At 62.0% G+C, this 18410-nt stretch carries 17 protein-coding genes and 1 pseudogene; 12 read left to right on the top strand and 6 right to left on the bottom strand.

Translation table 11 applies throughout. The features are described 5' to 3' along the window. Positions 1-8: 8 nt before the first annotated feature. Positions 9-1331: an HlyC/CorC family transporter gene (locus P0X85_RS08545; RefSeq protein WP_275811543.1), complete on the top strand. Its 1323-nt coding sequence runs from the start codon at positions 9-11 to the stop codon at positions 1329-1331. A gap of 72 nt (positions 1332-1403) precedes the next feature. Here P0X85_RS08545 and P0X85_RS08540 read toward each other — a convergent pair whose 3' ends face one another. From P0X85_RS08540 to P0X85_RS08515, 6 genes are all read right to left on the bottom strand, one after another. Next, positions 1404-2972: a trimethylamine methyltransferase family protein gene (locus P0X85_RS08540; RefSeq protein WP_420851812.1), complete on the bottom strand. Its 1569-nt coding sequence runs from the start codon at positions 2970-2972 to the stop codon at positions 1404-1406. Between the two features lie 72 nt (positions 2973-3044). Beyond that, a complete protein-coding gene (locus tag P0X85_RS08535) occupies positions 3045-4133 on the bottom strand; it encodes an ABC transporter ATP-binding protein (RefSeq protein ID WP_275811541.1) in 1089 nt (362 codons plus the stop codon). Further along, positions 4126-5769 (bottom strand): alpha-glucosidase, encoded by a 1644-nt coding sequence (locus P0X85_RS08530; RefSeq protein WP_275811540.1) that lies wholly within the window; start codon positions 5767-5769, stop codon positions 4126-4128. The genes P0X85_RS08535 and P0X85_RS08530 overlap by 8 nt, the downstream gene beginning before the upstream one ends. Position 5770: 1 nt before the next feature. Next, entirely contained in the window at positions 5771-6904 is a 1134-nt protein-coding gene (locus P0X85_RS08525; RefSeq protein WP_275811538.1) for a carbohydrate ABC transporter permease, read from the bottom strand. A 12-nt stretch (positions 6905-6916) separates the two neighbouring features. After that, positions 6917-7912, bottom strand: coding sequence for a carbohydrate ABC transporter permease (locus tag P0X85_RS08520; protein WP_275811536.1), 996 nt, complete (start codon positions 7910-7912; stop codon positions 6917-6919). A gap of 63 nt (positions 7913-7975) precedes the next feature. Continuing rightward, positions 7976-9325, bottom strand: a complete 1350-nt coding sequence (locus tag P0X85_RS08515) for an ABC transporter substrate-binding protein (protein WP_275811534.1) — start codon at positions 9323-9325, stop codon at positions 7976-7978. A 282-nt stretch (positions 9326-9607) separates the two neighbouring features. Here P0X85_RS08515 and P0X85_RS08510 point away from each other — a divergent pair, with 282 nt between their 5' ends. The 11 genes and pseudogenes from P0X85_RS08510 to P0X85_RS08460 form a co-directional block, all read left to right on the top strand. After that, positions 9608-10648, top strand: coding sequence for a LacI family DNA-binding transcriptional regulator (locus P0X85_RS08510; RefSeq protein ID WP_275811862.1), 1041 nt, complete (start codon positions 9608-9610; stop codon positions 10646-10648). Between the two features lie 12 nt (positions 10649-10660). Beyond that, positions 10661-11992: a GH1 family beta-glucosidase gene (locus P0X85_RS08505; RefSeq protein WP_275811532.1), complete on the top strand. Its 1332-nt coding sequence runs from the start codon at positions 10661-10663 to the stop codon at positions 11990-11992. Further along, positions 11989-12972: a glucokinase gene (locus P0X85_RS08500; RefSeq protein ID WP_275811530.1), complete on the top strand. Its 984-nt coding sequence runs from the start codon at positions 11989-11991 to the stop codon at positions 12970-12972. Before P0X85_RS08505 ends, P0X85_RS08500 begins: the two co-directional genes overlap by 4 nt. A 111-nt stretch (positions 12973-13083) precedes the next feature. Continuing rightward, the gene (locus P0X85_RS08495) at positions 13084-13359 is read left to right on the top strand and encodes an STAS domain-containing protein (protein WP_275811528.1); all 276 of its coding nucleotides are present in this window, start codon (positions 13084-13086) and stop codon (positions 13357-13359) included. Then, positions 13356-13721 (top strand): response regulator, encoded by a 366-nt coding sequence (locus P0X85_RS08490; RefSeq protein ID WP_275811526.1) that lies wholly within the window; start codon positions 13356-13358, stop codon positions 13719-13721. Before P0X85_RS08495 ends, P0X85_RS08490 begins: the two co-directional genes overlap by 4 nt. 10 nt (positions 13722-13731) lie before the next feature. Continuing rightward, entirely contained in the window at positions 13732-15861 is a 2130-nt protein-coding gene (locus P0X85_RS08485; RefSeq protein ID WP_275811524.1) for a chemotaxis protein CheA, read from the top strand. 4 nt (positions 15862-15865) lie between these two features. After that, positions 15866-16330: a chemotaxis protein CheW gene (locus P0X85_RS08480; protein WP_275811522.1), complete on the top strand. Its 465-nt coding sequence runs from the start codon at positions 15866-15868 to the stop codon at positions 16328-16330. A gap of 20 nt (positions 16331-16350) precedes the next feature. Further along, positions 16351-17205: a CheR family methyltransferase gene (locus tag P0X85_RS08475; protein WP_275811520.1), complete on the top strand. Its 855-nt coding sequence runs from the start codon at positions 16351-16353 to the stop codon at positions 17203-17205. Next, positions 17196-17582, top strand: a complete 387-nt coding sequence (locus tag P0X85_RS08470) for a response regulator (protein WP_275811518.1) — start codon at positions 17196-17198, stop codon at positions 17580-17582. The genes P0X85_RS08475 and P0X85_RS08470 overlap by 10 nt, the downstream gene beginning before the upstream one ends. Then, positions 17582-17965: a hypothetical protein gene (locus tag P0X85_RS08465; protein WP_275811516.1), complete on the top strand. Its 384-nt coding sequence runs from the start codon at positions 17582-17584 to the stop codon at positions 17963-17965. Before P0X85_RS08470 ends, P0X85_RS08465 begins: the two co-directional genes overlap by 1 nt. Positions 17966-18075: 110 nt before the next feature. Then, positions 18076-18207, top strand: a pseudogene (locus P0X85_RS08460) (transposase); the annotation flags it as partial. Positions 18208-18410: the final 203 nt, after the last annotated feature.

Raw genomic sequence — 18410 nt, 5'->3', positions numbered from 1 at the left:
ACAAGGCGATGGATCAGACAGAAACCTTCCTCGACGCCGCCTTTTGGTTGACCGCCGCCGCGATTGCGGGGCTGCTTTTACTATCGGCCTTTTTCTCTGGGTCCGAGACCGCGCTGACCGCGGCCAGCCGGGCCAAATTGCGTGCGCGCGCCGACAAGGGCGATCGTGGCGCAGAGCGCGCTCTGAGCGTGACCGAGGATAGCGAGCGGCTTATCGGCGCGATCCTTCTGGGCAATAACGTCGTCAACATCCTCTCGGCCTCGCTGGCGACGGCGCTGCTGACGCGGCTTTTCGGCGATTCCGGTGTGGCGCTGGCGACGCTTGGGATGACCGCACTGGTGCTGGTCTTTTCCGAGGTTCTGCCCAAGACTTATGCAATCACCCTGCCCGAGACCGTCGCCGCCCGCGTGGCCCGTCCCATCGGCGTCCTGACGCTCATTCTCGCGCCGATCGTGACTGTGGTGCGCACCATCGTGCGCGGCATTCTCTGGGCCTTTGGCATGCGCACGGATGCGAACCAGCACATGTTTTCGATCCACGAGGAAATCGCGGGCGCGCTGGCCATCGGCGCCTCCGAGGGCACGGTGGACAAGGAAGACCGCGACCGGCTTCTGGGCGCGCTCGATCTGGGTGAACGCACCGTCGAGGAGATCATGCTGCACCGCAGCCAGATCGAGATGATCGACGCCGAAGCCGATCCTGACACGATCCTCACGGCGGTGCTGGGCTCGGCCCATACGCGCCTGCCGATCTATCGCGGCGAGCGGGAAAACGTGATCGGTGTGATCCACGCCAAGGACCTGCTGCGCGCGGTCGAAAAGGTCGTGCGGGGGGGTGACGGCACGCTGGAGAGTATCTCGGATCTCGATGTCACCAAGGTGGCGATGAAGCCCTATTTCATCCCCGAGACCACGCCTCTGGACGAGCAGATGCGTGAGTTTCTCAAGCGTCACACGCATTTCGCCCTGGTTGTGGACGAATATGGCGAATTGCAGGGGTTGCTGACGCTTGAGGATATTCTCGAGGAAATCGTGGGCGAGATTGCCGATGAGTTCGACCCCAAGGCCGAGAAACGGCTGAAGCCGACCGAGTCGGGCGACTATTTCGTCGAAGGCGCGATGACGATCCGCGACCTCAACCGCGAGACCGACTGGACGCTGCCCGATGACGAGGCCAATACGATCGCGGGTCTGGTCATCCACGAAGCACAGACCATCCCGACCGAGGGGCAGGTCTTCTCGTTCCACGGCTTCCGCTTCGAGGTGGTGACGCGCAAGGATAACCGGATCACCATGCTCAAGATCCGGCCGCTTCTTTCGCATCCGGCGTGAAAAAGGGGGGCATGGCCCCCCTTTCCTGTCTTCGCAGTGTCACTTGCGAGGCGCGCCCCGCGCGGCCAGAGCTCACATGAAGGAGTCGGGCTCGGCTGCCTTCTTCTTGGCCACAAACGCGTCGAGCGCTTCGACCACGCCGGGATCAATCGCCGGAGGCTGATACTCGCCGAGCATCTTCTGAACGCGGGCCGAAGCCAGCGCCACGGTGTCACGCGCGCCTTCTTCTTCCCAGGTCTCGAAGGGCTTGTAGTCGAGCACACTCGTCTTCCAGAAAGCATCCTTGAAATTCGCCTGCGTGTGGGCACAGCCGAGGTAGTGGCCGCCCGGGCCGACTTCGCGGATCGCGTCCATGCCCTGCCCGTTCTCGGACATATCGATCCCGGCGGCGAGCCGATGCAGCACGCCAAGCTGGTCGGCATCCATCACGAATTTCTCGTAGGACGAGACGAGGCCGCCTTCGAGCCATCCACAGGCGTGGAGCATGAAGTTCACGCCCGACAGAAGGCCGATATTGAGCGAGTTGGCGGTCTCATAGGCGGCCTGAGCGTCGGGCAGCTTGGAGCCGCAGAACGAGCCAGCCGATCGATACGGCAGGTTCAGGCGGCGGGCGAGTTGCCCTGCGCCCAGCGTGATCTGAGCGGCCTCGGGGGTGCCGAAGGTCGGTGCGCCCGAGTTCATGTCGATCGAGGTCACGAAGGCCCCGAAGATCACCGGCGCGCCCGGACGGATAAGCTGGCTATAAGCCACGCCCGCCAGCACCTCGGCCAGCACCTGCGTGAGCGTCCCCGCGACCGAAACCGGCGCCATGGCACCGCCCACGATGAAGGGCGAAATGATGCAGGCCTGATTGGCGGCCGCGTAGACTTCGAGCGCGCCCATCATCACGCTGTCGAAGGTCAGCGGCGAGTTGATGTTCACCAGCGAGGTCATCACGGTGTTATCGTCAACGAATTGATCGCCGAAGAGCACCTTGGCCATCTCGACCGAGTCTGCGGCGCGCGACGGTTCCGTGACCGAGCCCATGAAAGGTTTGTCCGAGAGCGTCATATGCGCGTAGAGCATGTCGAGGTGACGCTTGTTCACCGGCACGTCGGTCGGCTCGCAGACGGTGCCGCCCGAATGGTGCAGCCATTTGGACATCTGGCCGAGCTTCACGAAGTTGCGGAAGTCCGCGATGGTCGCATACCGGCGACCGCCGTTCAGATCGCGCACGAAGGGCGGGCCGTAGACCGGGGCCAGAACGAGGTTCTTGCCGCCGATGACAACGTTACGCTCGGAATTGCGCGCGTGCTGGGTGAACTGGCTGGGCGCGGTGGCGCAGAGTTGACGAGCGAGACCGCGCGGAATGCGCACGCGCTCACCCTGAACATCGGCCCCCGCCTGACGCCAACGCTCGAGCGCGGCCGGGTTCTCGACGAAGTTGACGCCGATCTCTTCCAGCACCGTCTCGGCGTTGTATTCGATGATCTCGAGCGCCTCTTCGTTGAGGATCTCGAAATTGGGGACATTGCGCTCGATGAAACGCGCAAATTCCAACTTCGGCCCGGTGCGCTCTGCGCGACGCGCAGCACCGCCGCCGCCGCGACCCCGCCGCCCTGCACGTTCCGGTGCCTGTTCCGCCATGTCCAAATCGCTCATTGCGCCCTCCGCTGGTGCCCTGTCATCCCGTTTTATCCAAGATGCGCGCGGCGCCGTGCGCGGATTCCGACATCAGCGATATAGAAGCGACCGTCCCTGCGCGAAGAGATGCACCTTTTCAGGTGCCGCGCGCAGGGTCACTTCGGAGCCGCGCATGCCGTTATGGATGCCCGGCAGCTTGGCGATCACCGGCTCGCGCCCGCCTTGCGGCGCGAAATAGAGAAGCGTCACCTCTCCCAGTTTCTCGGTGATCTGGACAGTGCCGACATAGCTTGCCTGATCGGGCTCGCAGGGGGTGAAATCCTCGGGGCGGATGCCGATATTGACCGCCATCCCCATATCCTCGGCCCGCGTCGGCACCGCCGAAATCGCCCGCACGCCCGTATCGAGTGTGACCTCGGTCTGCGCGCCGGTGGCGGTGATCTTGCCTGGCATCAGGTTCATCGCCGGGCTGCCGATGAACTGCGCGACGAACTCGTTTTCGGGGCGTTCATACAGCTCCAGCGGGGTGCCGACCTGCGCGATCCCCTTGTTGGCCAAAACCACGATCCGCGAGGCCAGCGTCATCGCCTCGACCTGATCGTGGGTGACGTAGATCATCGTGCGCTCGGGCATCGCTTCCTTGAGCTGGGCGATCTCGATCCGGGTGGCAACTCGCAGCGCCGCGTCGAGATTGGAGAGCGGCTCGTCGAACAGATAAACCTTGGGGTCGCGCACAATGGCGCGCCCGATGGCGACGCGCTGACGCTGCCCGCCAGAAAGCGCCTTGGGCAACCGATCAAGATAATCGGTCAGTTGCAGGATACGCGCCGCGTTTTCGACCGAGGCGTCGATCTCGGCTTGCGACTTCTTGGCAATGCGCAGCGCGAAGGCCATGTTCTCGCGCACCGTCATATGCGGGTAAAGCGCATAGGACTGGAACACCATGGCGATCCCTCGTTGCGCGGGCGGCACATCGTTCATCACCTGCCCGTCGATCGTCAGCGTCCCGCCCGAGATTTTCTCAAGACCTGCGATCATGCGCAGCAATGTCGATTTCCCACAGCCCGACGGACCAACGAAAACGATCAGCTCTCCGGCTTTAATATCGAGATTGATCTCTTTGAGAACATTCACTTCTCCATAGGATTTCGCAACATCGGTGAGCGTCAGATCAGCCATCGCGGCCTCCATCGAGAATAAGAATACTTGGCTGCCACGGGCCTAGGTGCAGCGTGTGATCGGGCATCGGTGTGATCGAGCCCAGCTCGCCGCCGATCGTCACCCAATGCCCCGCCGGAACGGTCACATTGATCGGGTGATCGGAGAGGTTGAAATAGCACAGGATCGTTTCCTGCGCGTCCGAGCGGATGAATTTCAGGAGCCCGTCCGTCGCTTCAACTTCCGTCATAGCTCCGGCGCGCAAAGCACTGTGTTGTTTGCGAAAATGGATCGCACGCCGGTAGTGATGCAAAAGCGCGCCGGGGTCGTGCTCGGCGACATCGGCGGCGAGGTAGTGATGCACCGAAGGCACCGGCAACCAAGGCCGCGCCTGAGAGAACCCGCCATAGGCCGCATCCTTCTCCCAGACCATCGGGGTCCGGCACCCGTCGCGGCCCTTGAATTCGGGCCAGAACTCTTTGCCATAGGGGTCTTGCAGGTCCTCATAGGCGATTTCCGCCTCGGGCAAGCCAAGCTCTTCACCCTGATAGAGGCATACGGAGCCACGCAGGCACATCATCAATGTCGCATAAACTCTTGCTGCTGCTGGAGAAAGATCCCAGCGAGAGATATGCCGCTCGACATCGTGGTTGGAATAGGCCCAGCAGGCCCAGCCCTCGGGCGCGACGGTTTCGACCTTCTCGAACACGCTTGCGATATATTCCGCCGAAAGCGGCGCGTGGCCTGACAAAAGCTCGAACGCGTAGGACATCTGCATCTTGTCCTCGCCGCTGGTATATTCACCGAGGATTTCCAGCCCGCGATGGCTATCGCCGATCTCCCCCACGGCCGCAGCGTTGTAATTGTTCATCAGCGTGCGCAATTTCCTAAGGAATTCAACGTTCTTCGGGTGGTTCTTGTCGTAAACGTGGTTCTGATGGTTATACGGATTGACCTTCGGCGCAGTAGAGTCGTTGCGATCCTCGGGCGCGAGCGGAGGATTGTCGCGCAACGCCTCGTCATGCATGTAGAAATTGATCGTATCGAGGCGGAACCCATCAACCCCGCGCTCCAGCCAGAACTGCGCCACACCCAGCAATTCCTGCTGCACCTCGGGATTGTGGAAGTTCAGGTCCGGCTGCGAGACGAGGAAATTGTGCAGGTAATACTGCTCGCGCCGGCTATCCCAATGCCAGGCCGGGCCGCCGAAGATCGACAGCCAGTTATTGGGCGGCGTGCCATCGGGCTTGGGGTCTGCCCAGACATACCAGTCGGATTTGGGATTATCACGGCTCGCGCGGCTGGCCGCGAACCACGGGTGCTGATCCGAGGTGTGGGACAACACGAGGTCGATCATCACCTTGAGGCCAAGCGCATGGGCCGTCGCCACGACCTGATCGAAATCGGCAAGCGAGCCAAACATCGGATCGACATCGCAATAGTCGGACACATCATAGCCGAAATCGCGCATCGGCGAGGTGAAGAAGGGTGAAATCCAGATCGCATCGGCGCCGAGCGACGCGACATGCGGCAACCGCCGGACGATCCCCAGAAGGTCTCCGATCCCGTCGCCGTTGCTGTCCTGATAGCTGCGCGGGTAGATCTGATAGATCACCGCGCCGCGCCACCAATCCGGGTTTTTCTTCAAGACGTTCAACTCAGCCCCCTTTGACCGATCCCGCGAGAAGCCCGCGGACGAGATATTTCTGCATGGCGAAGAATACGAAGAGCGGCACGGCAATCGAGATGAAGGCCGAGGCCGCGAGGATTTCCCAATCGCCCCCGCGCGAGCCCAGCAATTCGCGCAGCACGCCCGTCATCACCAGTTGATCCGACGAGTTGCCAAGGAACACCGTGGCGACCAGCAGATCGTTCCAGACCCAGAGGAACTGGAAGATCGCAAAGCTGGCGAGTGCGGGGAAGCTGAGCGGCAGGATGATGCGGCGGAAGATCTGAAACTCGGTCGCGCCGTCCACGCGGGCGCTTTCGATGATCTCGCGCGGCAGGCCCACCATGTAGTTGCGCAAGAGATAGATGGCGAGCGGCAGGCCAAAGCCCGTATGCGCAAGCCAGATGCCCATATAGCCCTTCCCAAGCCCGATATCGTTATGCAGCTTCAGGAGCGGGATCAAGGCGAGCTGCAATGGCACCACCAGCAGCCCCACGACCCCCGCGACGAGGAGGGCGCGCCCCGGAAACTCCATCCACGCCAAAGCGTAGGCCGCAAAGGCCGCGATCAGGATCGGGATGACAGTGGCGGGGATCGTCACCGTGAAAGTGTTCATGAACGCGCGCCCCAGCCCCTCGGCGCCGATCACGCGGGCGTAGTTTTCTGTGGTGAAGCGCGGCGGGTCGAGCGTGGTGAGGAAAATCCGCATCCCGCGGGTCTCGGTGAATTCTGTGGGCGAGGTCAGCCGGTAGGTGCCGGTTTCGCTCACGGTGAGTTCCTGCCCGTCCTTAAGCGCAACCGTCTCGCCCGGTGTATATGCTGATGGGTCGCGCGAGGAGGTGCCCCAGGCGCGCAGCCCCTGCCCCTCTTGCAGCAATTCGCCCGAGATCACCCAGAGGTCGCCTTCGGCCACCTGGTCGGCGGCGGTGCCCGCCCGCTCGAAGCCGGTGCTCTCGGCGCTCATCGGCGCGCGCCACCAGCCCGAGGTGGAAATCTGATCCCGGTCGCGGAAGGAGGAGACCAACAGCCCGAAGGTCGGGATCGTCCAGAGCAGCACCAGCGCGAGTGCTGCGAGATTGACGGCCCAGACGAGGCACGATTTGGTTCCGGCGATATTATCCATGACCTGTCCCCCTCAGCGCATCTCGCGCCGCGCGTTGCGGATGTTCCAGACCATGATCGGCGTCACCAGAAGCATGATAACCAGCGCAATCGCGGAGCCCCGGCCATAGTCGGGCGCGCCCCGGAACATCCAGTCATACATCAGGTTCGCAAGCACCTGCGTGCCCCATTGCCCGTTGGTCATCACGAAGACGATGTCGAAGACCTTGAGCACGACGATGGTGATCGTGGTCCAGACCACGGCGATGGTGCCCCAGATCTGCGGCACCTTGATCTTGAAAAAAAGCTGCCACGGGTTCGCCCCGTCGATGATCGCGGCCTCGATGGTTTCCTCGGGGATGCCGCGCAGCGCGGCCGAAAGGATCACCATGGCAAAGCCCGTCTGAATCCAGATCAGCACCGCCATCAGGAAGAAATTGTTCCAGAACGGCAGCGTGAGCCATGTCTGCGGATCGTTGCCCAAGCTCGTCCAGATGGCGTTCAGAAGGCCGATCTGCTCTTGGTCCGCGCCGCGATAATCGTAGATGAATTTCCAGATCACGCCCGCGCCCACGAAGGAAATCGCCATCGGCATGAAGATCAGCGACTTGGCCATATTGCCCCAGCGAATGCGGTCGGTGACCTGCGCCGCGATCAGGCCAAAGAGCGTGGAGAGCGCGGGCACGACCAAAAGCCAGAGCATGTTGTTGAAGATCGACTCACGGAATTTCGCGTCGCCCAGCAACCAGCGGAAATTGTCGAGCCCGACCCAGTTCTGCCCCGCCGCGTCATGGAGCGAGCGCCAGACAGAATTCACGACCGGATACACCAGATAAACGCCGAGGCAGAGCAGCGCAGGCCCCACGAAAAGCCAGGGCCGGATCAGGTTGGCCCGGTTGATGTTGCGTCCGGCCTGCGGCCCGCGCGGCGGCAGTGCCCAGTCCAGCAGCATATTCGTGCCCCAGAACCACGCAACGCATCCGAACATACCCGCGATGATCGTACCCGCGGCAAATCCTAGCTGTTCCATTCCGCCCCCCCGGATAGGAAACGCCCGCCCGTGCAAGCCTGCGCACGGGCGGGCGACATTGGGTTACTTCAACGTGTCCCAGGTGCCCTGGATCGCCTTGGCCACGTCCTCGGCGGATTTGCCGCCCGTGTAATCGACCATGCCGGTCCAGAACGCCCCCGCGCCAATCGCGCCCGGCATCAGGTCCGACCCGTCGAAGCGGAAGGTCGAGGCGTTGAGGAGGATGTCCCCCATCTTCTTGAGCGTGGGATCGCCGTAAACCTCGGTATTCACGCCCGTGTAGGGGGTGATGAAGCCGGTCTGCGCCATCCAGACCTCATGTGCGATGGGCGATTGCAGGAAGCTGATGAACGCGTCGCTGGCCGGGTTGTCGGTGAGCTTGGCGAAAAGCGTCCCGGCCCCCAGAACCGGCTTGCCGAGATCCTTTTCGGCATAGGCGGGGAAGTAGAAGAAATCGGCATCCTGCCCGATCACGGTGCCATCGGGGAAGAAGGAGGGAATGAAGCTTGCCTGACGGTGCAGGTAGCATTGCGGCGGGCTCGCAAAGAGACCCAGCGGGCTTTCCCGGAAGTCGATGGTCGAGACCGCGCCCGCGCCACCTTGCACGAAGGCATCGTTGCGCGCGAACCAGCCGAATTCCTCGATGGCGCCGACGACTTTGGGATCGTCGAAACGCAGCTCGTTCTTGACCCAGGCGTCATAATCTTCGGGCGTCTGGGTGCGCAGCATCATGTCCTCGACCCAGTCGGTCGCGGGCCAGCCGGTCGCGCCACCCGACCCCAGACCGATGCACCACGGCGTGCCGCCATCGGCCACGATCTGCTCGGTCAGCGCCTTGAGGTCCTCCATGGTCTCCGGCACTTCATAGCCGGCATCCTCGAAATTCTCGGGCACATACCAGACCAGCGATTTCACATCGGCCTTGAACGGGAACGCATAGTGATGCGGCGCGCCGTCCGGGCCGGTATAGGTGCCCAGATCGGCCCAGCTTTGCCCGGCGGCATAATTGGCGGCGACCCAGTCTGCGGTGCCATCTGCGAGAGGCTTCAAAAGCCCCTTCTTGGCGAGGTCGGCAGCGAGGCCCGGCTGCGGGAAAACGGCAATGTCGGGCGGGCTGCCGCCTTCGGCATCAATCACGATCTGCTGCTCGAAACTGTCGGACCCGGCATATTGCACATCCGCACCCGTGGCCGCTTCGAAATAGGCGATCACGCTTTCCACGAGATCACGGTCGGCGGACATCCACGGGCCCGAAACGGTCAGCGTCTGCCCCGACAAGTCCATGGATTTGAGCGCCTCGTAAGACGCCCAGTTGAACCGTGCATCCTCACCCGGTGCGAATTTGAGGTCCTGCGCAACACCGGCGCCCGCCGTGAGCGCCAGCGCTGCCGCGCCCAGATAAAGTGATTTCATTCTATCCTCCTCCCAGAGCGGGGCCGCGCCCCATTGTCAAACCGGCAGCCGCCCGCTGGCGACTCAATCCAAAGCGGTTTGGATGTCGCGAAACTTGCAAACGCGCCGCCCCTTGTCAATCATCGATCACGCCGCACATGCAGCGCCATCCCCATGATTTATTATGCGCTCGCAGAAACCTATGTGGCAAGAGCCGAACGGTCGATCAGAGTTCAAGACATGTTGACGCGCCTCTTTGCGCTGCCTAGTCTGCAACCTGTTTCAAACCGCTTTGGGTTCTCGATGACGCTCAAGGAGCTTGCACAGATACTCGGTCTGTCGCCGACCACCGTGTCGCGCGCGCTCAATGGCTATCCCGAGGTGTCCGAGTCGACGCGCCGCCGGGTCGCCGAGGCCGCGACGCGTCACAATTACCATCCCAACGTGCAGGCCAAAAGACTAGCGACCGGGCGGGCGATGGCGATCGGCCATGTGATCCCGATCTCGACCCAGCATGAAATCGTGAACCCGGTTTTCGCCGATTTCATCGCTGGCGCGGGTGAGGTCTACGCCCGCGCGGGCTATGACATGATCATCTCGATCGTCGCGGATGATGACGAAGAGCAAGCCTATCGCACGCTGCGCTCCAAGGGGAATGTGGACGGGGTGATCGTGCATGGCCCCAAGCGCGGCGATCCGCGTCCGGCGCTGCTGGACGAGCTCGGCCTGCCCTATGTCGTGCATGGCCGCGTGAGCGACTATGCGGCGCCCTATGCCTGGGTCGACGTGAACAACACCCGCGCCTTCGAGCGCGGCACCGCCTTTCTGAGCGATCTCGGGCATCGCCGGATCGCGCTGGTGAACGGTCTTGAGAGCATGGATTTCGCCGCCCGTCGCCGTGAAGGCTATGAGGCGGCGCTGGCAGCGCGCGGGCTTGCCCGAGACCCGGCGCTGATGACAGCGGGCGAGATGACCGAGGCGCAGGGCTATGATGCCGCCTGCGCGATGCTGTCCTTGCCCGACCCCGCCACGGCCTTTCTGACCTCGTCGCTCTTGTCGGCGATGGGCGTGCGGCGCGCCATAGAGGAGCGCGGTCTGGCGCTGGGGCGCGATGTGTCGGTTCTGACGCATGATGACGAGCTGAGCTACATGAAGAACGGCACCGAATTGCCGATTTTCACCGCAACCCGCTCTTCGGTGCGCGAGGCGGGCCGGATCTGCGCGCAAATGTTGCTCGACCGGATTGCGGCCGGACCAGAGGCACCGATCGCCACGCGACTTCTTGAAGCGGTGCTGGTGGTGGGCCAGTCCACCGCCCCCGCGCGGCATCTCATTGCTTCGTGACGGACCACAGCCATGCCCCCGACCCTGCCTTCCCGCGCAGATTTTCCGACCGGTTTCCAGTTCGGAGCCGCCACCTCGGCCTATCAGATCGAGGGGCAGAGCTTTGGCGGTGCCGGGCTGAGCCACTGGGACAGTTTCGCCGCGACGCCGGGAAATGTGGTGCGCGCGGAGAACGGGGCGATTGCCTGCGATCATTATCATCGCTGGGCCGAAGACCTCGACCTGCTGGCGGGGGCAGGCTTTGATATCTACCGCTTCTCGACGTCTTGGGCGCGGATTCAGCCCGAGGGGCGCGGGGCGGTGAACCCGGAAGGGCTCGACTTCTACGATCAGTTGGTGGACGGGATGCTGGAGCGCGGGTTGAAACCGGCGCTCACGCTCTATCACTGGGAGCTTCCCGCCGCCCTCGCCGATCTGGGCGGGTGGCGGAACCGCGAGATTGCGAACCGCTTTGCCGATTTCACCGAGATCGTGGCCCGGCGTCTGGGCGACCGGATCTGGTCCGCCGCGCCCATCAATGAACCGTGGTGCGTCGGCTGGCTGAGCCATTTTCTCGGCCAGCATGCACCGGGTCTGCGCGACATTCGCGCGACGGCCCATGCGATGCATCACATCCTTCTCGCGCATGGGCGCGCGATTGAGGTGATGCGCGGGCATGGCATGGGCAATCTGGGGGCGGTGTGCAATTTCGAATTCGCGCATCCCGCCGATGAAAGCCCCGAAGCCGCGCGCGCAGCCGCGACCTATGATGCCTATTACAACCGTTTCTTTGTCGAAGCGCTGTTCAAAGGGCGCTACCCCGATCTGGCGCTTGAGGGGCTGGGGCCGCATCTGCCGACGGGCTGGCAGGACGACTTCGACACGATCCGGGCGCCGCTCGACTGGCTTGGCCTGAACTATTACACCTGCAAGCGGATCGCCCCCGATACTGGCCCGTGGCCCGCGCTCAAGGAGGTGCCCGGCCCGCTTCCGAAAACCGCGATGGGCTGGGAGATCGACCCGCAGGCGCTTGGGCATTTCCTGCGCATGGTGAGCCGCGAGTATTCCGGCACCCTGCCCCTCTATGTCACCGAGAACGGTATGGCCGCGCCTGACCCGTCGCCCGATCATCCCGATGACGACCGGATCGCGTATTTCGCAACGCATCTGGCCGAAGTCCGGGCCGCGATTGCCGATGGCGTGCCGGTCGCGGGCTATATCGCATGGTCGCTGCTCGACAATTACGAATGGGCGCTTGGCTATGAAAAGCGCTTCGGCCTCGTGCATGTCGATTTCGAAACCTTGCGGCGCACCCCCAAGGCGTCCTATCACGCATGGAAGACAGCATTGGACGCGCGCAGATGATCGACCCCACCCCGAACCGCTACACGCTTCTGGCCGATATCGGCGGGACCAACACGCGGGTCGCGCTGGCCGAAGGCGACCGGCTGCTGCCCGAGACCATTTCGCGCTATGCCAATGCGGGGCGACCCGCGCTGGAGCCGATCCTGACGGACTATATGGAGAGCACGGGGGTGCGCGACCTTGCGGGGGCCTGCGTGGCCGTGGCCGGCCCGGTCGCGGTGGATGGGCAGACCGCGTCCATGACCAATCTCGACTGGACCATCGGCACGGGGCCGATCGCACGCGCGACCAAGGCCGAACAGGTCTTTATCCTCAACGATCTTCAGGCACAGGGTTATGCGCTGGGGGCGCTGCCCGAGGGCGCGACGCGGCAGATCGTGACCGGGCAGGCAGCGCCGCACGGAGCCAGCCAGCTTGTGATCGGGATCGGCACGGGCTTCAACGCCGCTCCCGTGCATGAGGCGCCGGGTGGGCGTCTCGTCGCGGCCTCGGAATGTGGTCATGCGAGCCTGCCGATCCTTGATGAGACCGATATCGCGCTGATGCGCTTTGTCGAGGGCGCGCACGGGTTTCCGGGTGTCGAGGATGTGCTCTCGGGGCGCGGGCTGGAGCGGGTGCATGCGTTCGTGACACGCGAGGCGGGACGACCGACCCAATGCGGCGCGGCCGAGATCATGGGACAGATGGAGGCGGGCACCCCCGATGCGATCCGCACGGGGGCGCTTTTCGTGCGGATGATGGGGATGGTGGTGGGCGATCTGGCGCTGATCCACCTGCCCTTTGGCGGGATCTATCTCTGCGGCGGGGTCGCCCGCGCCCTCACCCCCTATCTCGAACGGTTCGGCTTTGAGACCGCGCTGTGCAGCAAGGGGCGCTTTTCCGATTTCATGCGCGCCTTCCCGGTCGCGGTGATCGAGGATGACTATGCCGCGCTGACCGGCTGCGCAGCCTTCCTCAGCGCAAGACTGCGCGCGCAATAATTCTTCCGGCGTCAAGCCAATCTTAACGGCTTCGGCCTAAGCCTCTTTCATGTTCGAATGAAAGGGGAACATCGTGACGACCATTCTCTCCGCCGCCACGGCAGGTGCGCGATGACCAGTCTGACGCTCGCGCCGCGCCTCGACCTGACGCAGGTTTCCGATATGGCGACCGCGATCCGTGCCCATGCGGGGGCGGATCTTGTGCTGGATGCCGGTCAGGTCACACATCTCGGCGGGCTTGGTCTGCAACTGCTCGCGGCCAGCGCACGGCATTGGCGCGCTGGCGGTCACACTCTCACGATTTCCCCCCGTTCTCCCGCATTTGACGAGGCGCTCGCCATTTTCGGCGTCTCACTCGACGATATTCAATCGGAGGAGGCCGCATGAGCCTGAAAGTTCTTGCTGTAGACGATAGCCGGACGATCCGCGACATGCTCAATCTCGCGCTAACAGAGGCAGGAATTACCCTGTATCTCGCCGAGGATGGGGTGCACGGGCTTGAGGTGCTCGACGGGATCGAGCCCGACGCCATCATCTCCGACATCAACATGCCCCGGCTCGACGGGTTCGGCTTTATCGAGGCTGTGCGCCAGCAAGATCGCCATCGGGCGACGCCGATCCTCGTGCTCACCACCGAATCCGCGCCCGAGCTCAAGGCCCGCGCGCGCGCCGCCGGGGCAACCGGCTGGATCGTCAAACCCTTCGATCCGCCCAAACTGATCAAGGCCCTCCAGATGGTCGCAGGCTGAGGGGGCGGATATGGCAACGGACCCGATGGCAGAAATCCGGGCATCCTTCTTCGTCGAATGCGAGGAACTGCTCGAAAGCCTGCAAGATGCGCTCTCCGAAATGGACGAGGGCCAGCATGACGACGAAACGATCAATGTCGTCTTCCGTGCGGTGCATTCGATCAAGGGCGGCGCGGGCGCGTTCGGCCTTGAGGCGCTGGTCGGTTTTGCCCATCGGTATGAAACCGTCCTCGACGAACTGCGCGCGGGGCGCCTTGCCATTACGCCCGAAGCGATGAAGCTTTTCTTCCACGCTGCGGATTTGTTGCAAGATCAGGTTCGTGCGGCACGCGATGGTGGCGCCCCGCCAGCCGACGCCGAGACATGCCTGCAAGAGCTTGAAGCGCTGATCGGAGGCGTTGCCCCTGCACCCGAAGCGGAGGAGGTTTCCGATTTTCAACCCATGGGTCTTGCGCTCGATTTTGGCGATCTGACGATCGAGCCACCCGCACCGAACCAATGGCGTGTCCGTTTCACACCGCATGACGCGCTCTATGCGTCGGGCAACGAACCCCTGCACCTGCTGCGCGCGCTCGGTGAACTTGGCGATTGCGCGCTGCGCTGCGACTTTGAACGGCTTGGCACGTTGGACGGGTTCGACCCGGAGAAAGCACTCCTCTCCTGGGAAGCGACGATCACCGGCGAATTGACCGAGGGCGAGATCCGCGAAGTGTTCGATTTCGTCGAGGATGTCTGTGACATCGATATTCTCTCGAACGAACCGTCTCAAGAGGACGGATTTTCCGACATGGCCCTCCCCCCCCTCGACACGGGTTTCACCCCCTCAGAAGAGATCACGGACCCTCTGCACGCGGCGGAATCACCGGCCCAAGCCGTCCCTCCAGAACCCGCCGATAGCGGCGCCGAAGTCGCCGCCCCACGTGAGGTGGCGAAGGAGCCGGGCGCCACCGTGCGCGTTGATCTCGACCGGATCGACCGGCTGGTCAATCTCGTTGGAGAGCTTGTCATAAACCAAGCGATGCTCGCGCAGAGCGTTGCCGAAGCGGGGCTGGCGCCGAACTCCTCGGTGATGACCGGCCTCGAAGCCTTCATGATGCTGACCCGCGACATTCAGGACAGCGTCATGATGATCCGGGCGCAACCGGTCAAACCGCTCTTCCAACGCATGGCGCGGATCGTGCGGGAGGCTTCAGCCGCGGTCGGCAAAGAGGTTCGCCTCCGGACCGAAGGCGAGGCCACAGAGGTCGATAAAACGGTGATCGAGCGCCTTGCGGACCCGTTAACCCACATGATCCGAAACGCCGTCGATCATGGCCTGGAAACGCCGTCGGAACGTCGGGCCGCGGGAAAACCGGAAGAGGGCGTCATCACGCTCACGGCGCAGCATCGTTCGGGCCGTGTGATCATCGAGATTTTCGACGATGGCGCGGGGATCAACCGCCCCAAAGTGCGCGAGATCGCCTGCCGCAAAGGCCTGATTGCCGAAGATGCCGTCCTGAGTGACAGCGATATCGATAATCTTCTGTTTCTGCCGGGCTTTTCGACCGCGTCACAGGTCTCGGCGCTTTCGGGTCGCGGTGTCGGCATGGACGTGGTGCGATCGGCCATCCAGGCACTTGGTGGGCGGATATCAATTGCGTCCGAGCCCGGCAAGGGCACGCGGTTCTCGATCTCGCTGCCGCTGACGCTCGCGGTGCTTGACGGTATGGTCGTGAATGTCGCGGATGAAACGCTCGTCGTTCCGCTGTCTTCGATCCTGGAAACGGCAACCCTCACCGCCGAGGATATCCGATCCCTGGGACCAGAGACCCATGTGGTCCACGTTCGCGGCGTATTCGTGCCGCTTTACGATCTGGGGGCCGAGCTTGGTTATCGTTCCCCCAAGAAAAACTACGAAGGCGATATCGTATTGTTGACGGCGCATGAAAACGGAGCGCGCAGCGCGCTGATCGTCGATACGATCTTGGAGCAACGACAGGTCGTGATCAAAGGTCTGCAACGCAGTTACGGCCACATTCCGGGAGTCGCGGCCGCGACCATTCTTGGCGATGGTCAGATTGCGCTGATCCTCGACCCGGCAGATCTCGTTCAGAACGCATCAGGCCATACGCGCGCCAACCAACTTTCTCTCGCAGGATAACGCCATGACATCTTCTTCAACGCAAAGCTCCGCCGAAGTCGAATTGCTCTCTTTCCGCCTCGCGGAGGAAGAGTATAGCGTGGACATCATGTCGGTTCGGGAAATTCGCGGCTGGACCCGTGCAACGCCGCTTCCACATGCACCGCCCTATGTCCGCGGCGTCATCAATCTGCGCGGCACCGTTCTGCCGGTGGTCGATCTCTCCGTCCGGCTTGGCATGGCGCCAGTAGAAGGCGACGCCCGAAACGTTATCATCGTCGTTCAGGTCGGCAACCAAACCGCTGGACTGCTGGTCGATGCCGTCTCCGACATTCTGGCCTTACCCAATAGCGAGTTGCAGGCACCGCCCGAACTGACCGCAGACAGTGCTCACAGCTATATTGCCGCCCTGACGATCGTTGAGGGCCGCATGATCCGCGTGCTCGACCTCAATGCCGTCCTTCCCGACGAGGTCGCCGAAGCCGTATGATGCAAGAAGGTCACTTCAACATGATGGCGGTGACGCCTGAGGAGCGTGATCTGCGCGCTCTTGCTGAGATTCTCCATTATCACTCGGGGATCGTGATTTCGCCTGAGAAAGGATCAATGGTGCAGTCCCGACTCGCCAAACGTTTGCGGGCAAAGGGGCTTAACGATTACGGGAGCTATGTTGAACTGATCCAATCAGACGCAGGGCGCGACGAGTTGCGTGAAATGATCTCGGCACTCACGACCAACGTCACGCATTTCTTTCGTGAAAATCATCATTTTGAAATACTTAGACAACAAGCACTACCCAAACTCATTGAGCATGCCCGTGCTGGTGGGCGTATGCGCATCTGGTCAGCCGGAAGTTCGGATGGTCAGGAAGCCTACTCGATCGCAATGGTTTTGCACGATCTGGAGCCGAATGCAGAGTCATTGGACATCAGAATTCTCGCGACGGATATCGACCCGCGCATGATCTCACGCGGCAAGGCTGGTCTTTACGATCCGCACGCGATCGATTCGATTCCAGTTAAGCTCCGTGAGCGCTATTTCATTGAAACGAATGGTGGTTGCCAGATCGACGATTGCCTGCGGCGACTTGTGACTTTCAAGGAACTCAACTTGCATCATGACTGGCCGTTTCACGGTCCGTTCGACATCATTTTTTGCCGCAACGTAGTCATCTATTTCGCACCCGATGCGCAAGCACGACTGTGGCGCCGCTTCGAGGAGATTCTCAAGCCGGAGGGCTGGTTATTCGCCGGCCATTCAGAGCGTGTTCCTCTGGGTTTGGGAAGCGATCTGCGTCCGGCGGGAATTACGGCATACCGTCGCGCGCAAAGCAAGAATTCATCAGGAGCTCCATCATGTCACTAAGAGACCAGCTTAGGATTCTCGTCGTTGACGATATGTCGACAAGTCGCGGGTTGATCACCCAAGCGTTGGACGCAATGGGGATCAGACAGGTCGGTTATGCGACGGATGGTCCGAGCGCATTGCAAATACTAGAAAAATCGCCGGTTCACTTGGTGATTTCCGACTACAATATGCCAGGGATGGACGGGCTTCACCTACTTCACGCCCTGCGCAATCAACCGAAGACGCGCAGCATAGGATTTATTCTGATTACTGGTCGCGCGGATAAGCAGATTGTCGATACGGGGCGCAAGCTTGGCATGAACAACTTTCTTAAGAAGCCCTTCGCACCGCAAGACCTACGCGCCTGCATCGAAGCGGTCGTAGGTCGCCTATAATGGAAAGCTCTCAGACAAAGTCCGGAATTACGCATCGTGACCTGGAGCTCGACGCCCTGGCAGCCCGCATCGGAGATGAGCTCGAGACTTTGGCCCGCCTCTCGTCCGATGTTCAAAAAGCACTTTCAATGTGCCATTTCGCGGAACATACAGACCCAGCAGCGATCAGGGGGCTTCAGGGTATCGATCGTATAACGCAGGCGCTTGAGGATCTTGGCCGTCTTATGGCTGCGGTCTCAGGTGAAATGCCCAAAGACGTCAAGCTCCATGCTGTTCCTATCTTATCGCGGTTACGTCTGCATGAGCTCGTCAACAATCTCGACCCGGACGCGCAACCTGTGTTGATGTCGCGGGATTACGACGGCGAAGTTCAATGGTTTTAAGATTTCAGACCATTGCGCCAAGCTGAGAACTGAGCTGCTCTCCGAAATTCGGACACTGACATAAGCTATGAATTGCAGTCTGCTGATCTTCGACGAGAAGGAGATCAGAGATGTCGAAACGAAAACAACACGCGCCCGAGTTCAAGGCGAAGGTCGCGCTGGAAGCCCTGAAGGGTGAGGAGACAGCGGCCGAGCTGGCGAGCCGGTTCGGGGTGTATCCGATGATGATCCATCAATGGAAACGGGTCCGTCTCGAAGGCGTCTCTTGGGGCTGATGCCAATTTACCAAAAACCCAACACCAGCAGGCTGGCGAAAGGGCACAAGACCTATCCTTACCTTCTGAAAGGGCTGCGCATGGATCGTCCGAGGTAGCGTCCGTCAAGGTGGTGTAATTTCCCAGATGGCCTGAGGTCATGATCAGGCGGCTTTCGTGGTTATGCTGAG

It is taken from the genome of Pseudothioclava nitratireducens (assembly GCF_029210495.1).
In the GTDB taxonomy this organism is placed as follows: domain Bacteria; phylum Pseudomonadota; class Alphaproteobacteria; order Rhodobacterales; family Rhodobacteraceae; genus Pseudothioclava; species Pseudothioclava nitratireducens.
This window is presented reverse-complemented; position numbering and strand designations above follow the sequence as displayed.

Bases quoted from the DNA above. Each gene is read 5' to 3' on its own strand.
- P0X85_RS08545 (WP_275811543.1), top strand. From the start codon at position 9: ATGGATCAGACAGAAACCTTCCTCGACGCCGCCTTTTGGTTGACCGCC.
- P0X85_RS08540 (WP_420851812.1), bottom strand. From the start codon at position 2,972: ATGAGCGATTTGGACATGGCGGAACAGGCACCGGAACGTGCAGGGCGG.
- P0X85_RS08535 (WP_275811541.1), bottom strand. From the start codon at position 4,133: ATGGCTGATCTGACGCTCACCGATGTTGCGAAATCCTATGGAGAAGTG.
- P0X85_RS08525 (WP_275811538.1), bottom strand. From the start codon at position 6,904: ATGGATAATATCGCCGGAACCAAATCGTGCCTCGTCTGGGCCGTCAAT.
- P0X85_RS08520 (WP_275811536.1), bottom strand. From the start codon at position 7,912: ATGGAACAGCTAGGATTTGCCGCGGGTACGATCATCGCGGGTATGTTC.
- P0X85_RS08515 (WP_275811534.1), bottom strand. From the start codon at position 9,325: ATGAAATCACTTTATCTGGGCGCGGCAGCGCTGGCGCTCACGGCGGGC.
- P0X85_RS08510 (WP_275811862.1), top strand. From the start codon at position 9,608: ATGACGCTCAAGGAGCTTGCACAGATACTCGGTCTGTCGCCGACCACC.
- P0X85_RS08505 (WP_275811532.1), top strand. From the start codon at position 10,661: ATGCCCCCGACCCTGCCTTCCCGCGCAGATTTTCCGACCGGTTTCCAG.
- P0X85_RS08500 (WP_275811530.1), top strand. From the start codon at position 11,989: ATGATCGACCCCACCCCGAACCGCTACACGCTTCTGGCCGATATCGGC.
- P0X85_RS08495 (WP_275811528.1), top strand. From the start codon at position 13,084: ATGACCAGTCTGACGCTCGCGCCGCGCCTCGACCTGACGCAGGTTTCC.
- P0X85_RS08490 (WP_275811526.1), top strand. From the start codon at position 13,356: ATGAGCCTGAAAGTTCTTGCTGTAGACGATAGCCGGACGATCCGCGAC.
- P0X85_RS08485 (WP_275811524.1), top strand. From the start codon at position 13,732: ATGGCAACGGACCCGATGGCAGAAATCCGGGCATCCTTCTTCGTCGAA.
- P0X85_RS08480 (WP_275811522.1), top strand. From the start codon at position 15,866: ATGACATCTTCTTCAACGCAAAGCTCCGCCGAAGTCGAATTGCTCTCT.
- P0X85_RS08475 (WP_275811520.1), top strand. From the start codon at position 16,351: ATGATGGCGGTGACGCCTGAGGAGCGTGATCTGCGCGCTCTTGCTGAG.
- P0X85_RS08470 (WP_275811518.1), top strand. From the start codon at position 17,196: ATGTCACTAAGAGACCAGCTTAGGATTCTCGTCGTTGACGATATGTCG.
- P0X85_RS08465 (WP_275811516.1), top strand. From the start codon at position 17,582: ATGGAAAGCTCTCAGACAAAGTCCGGAATTACGCATCGTGACCTGGAG.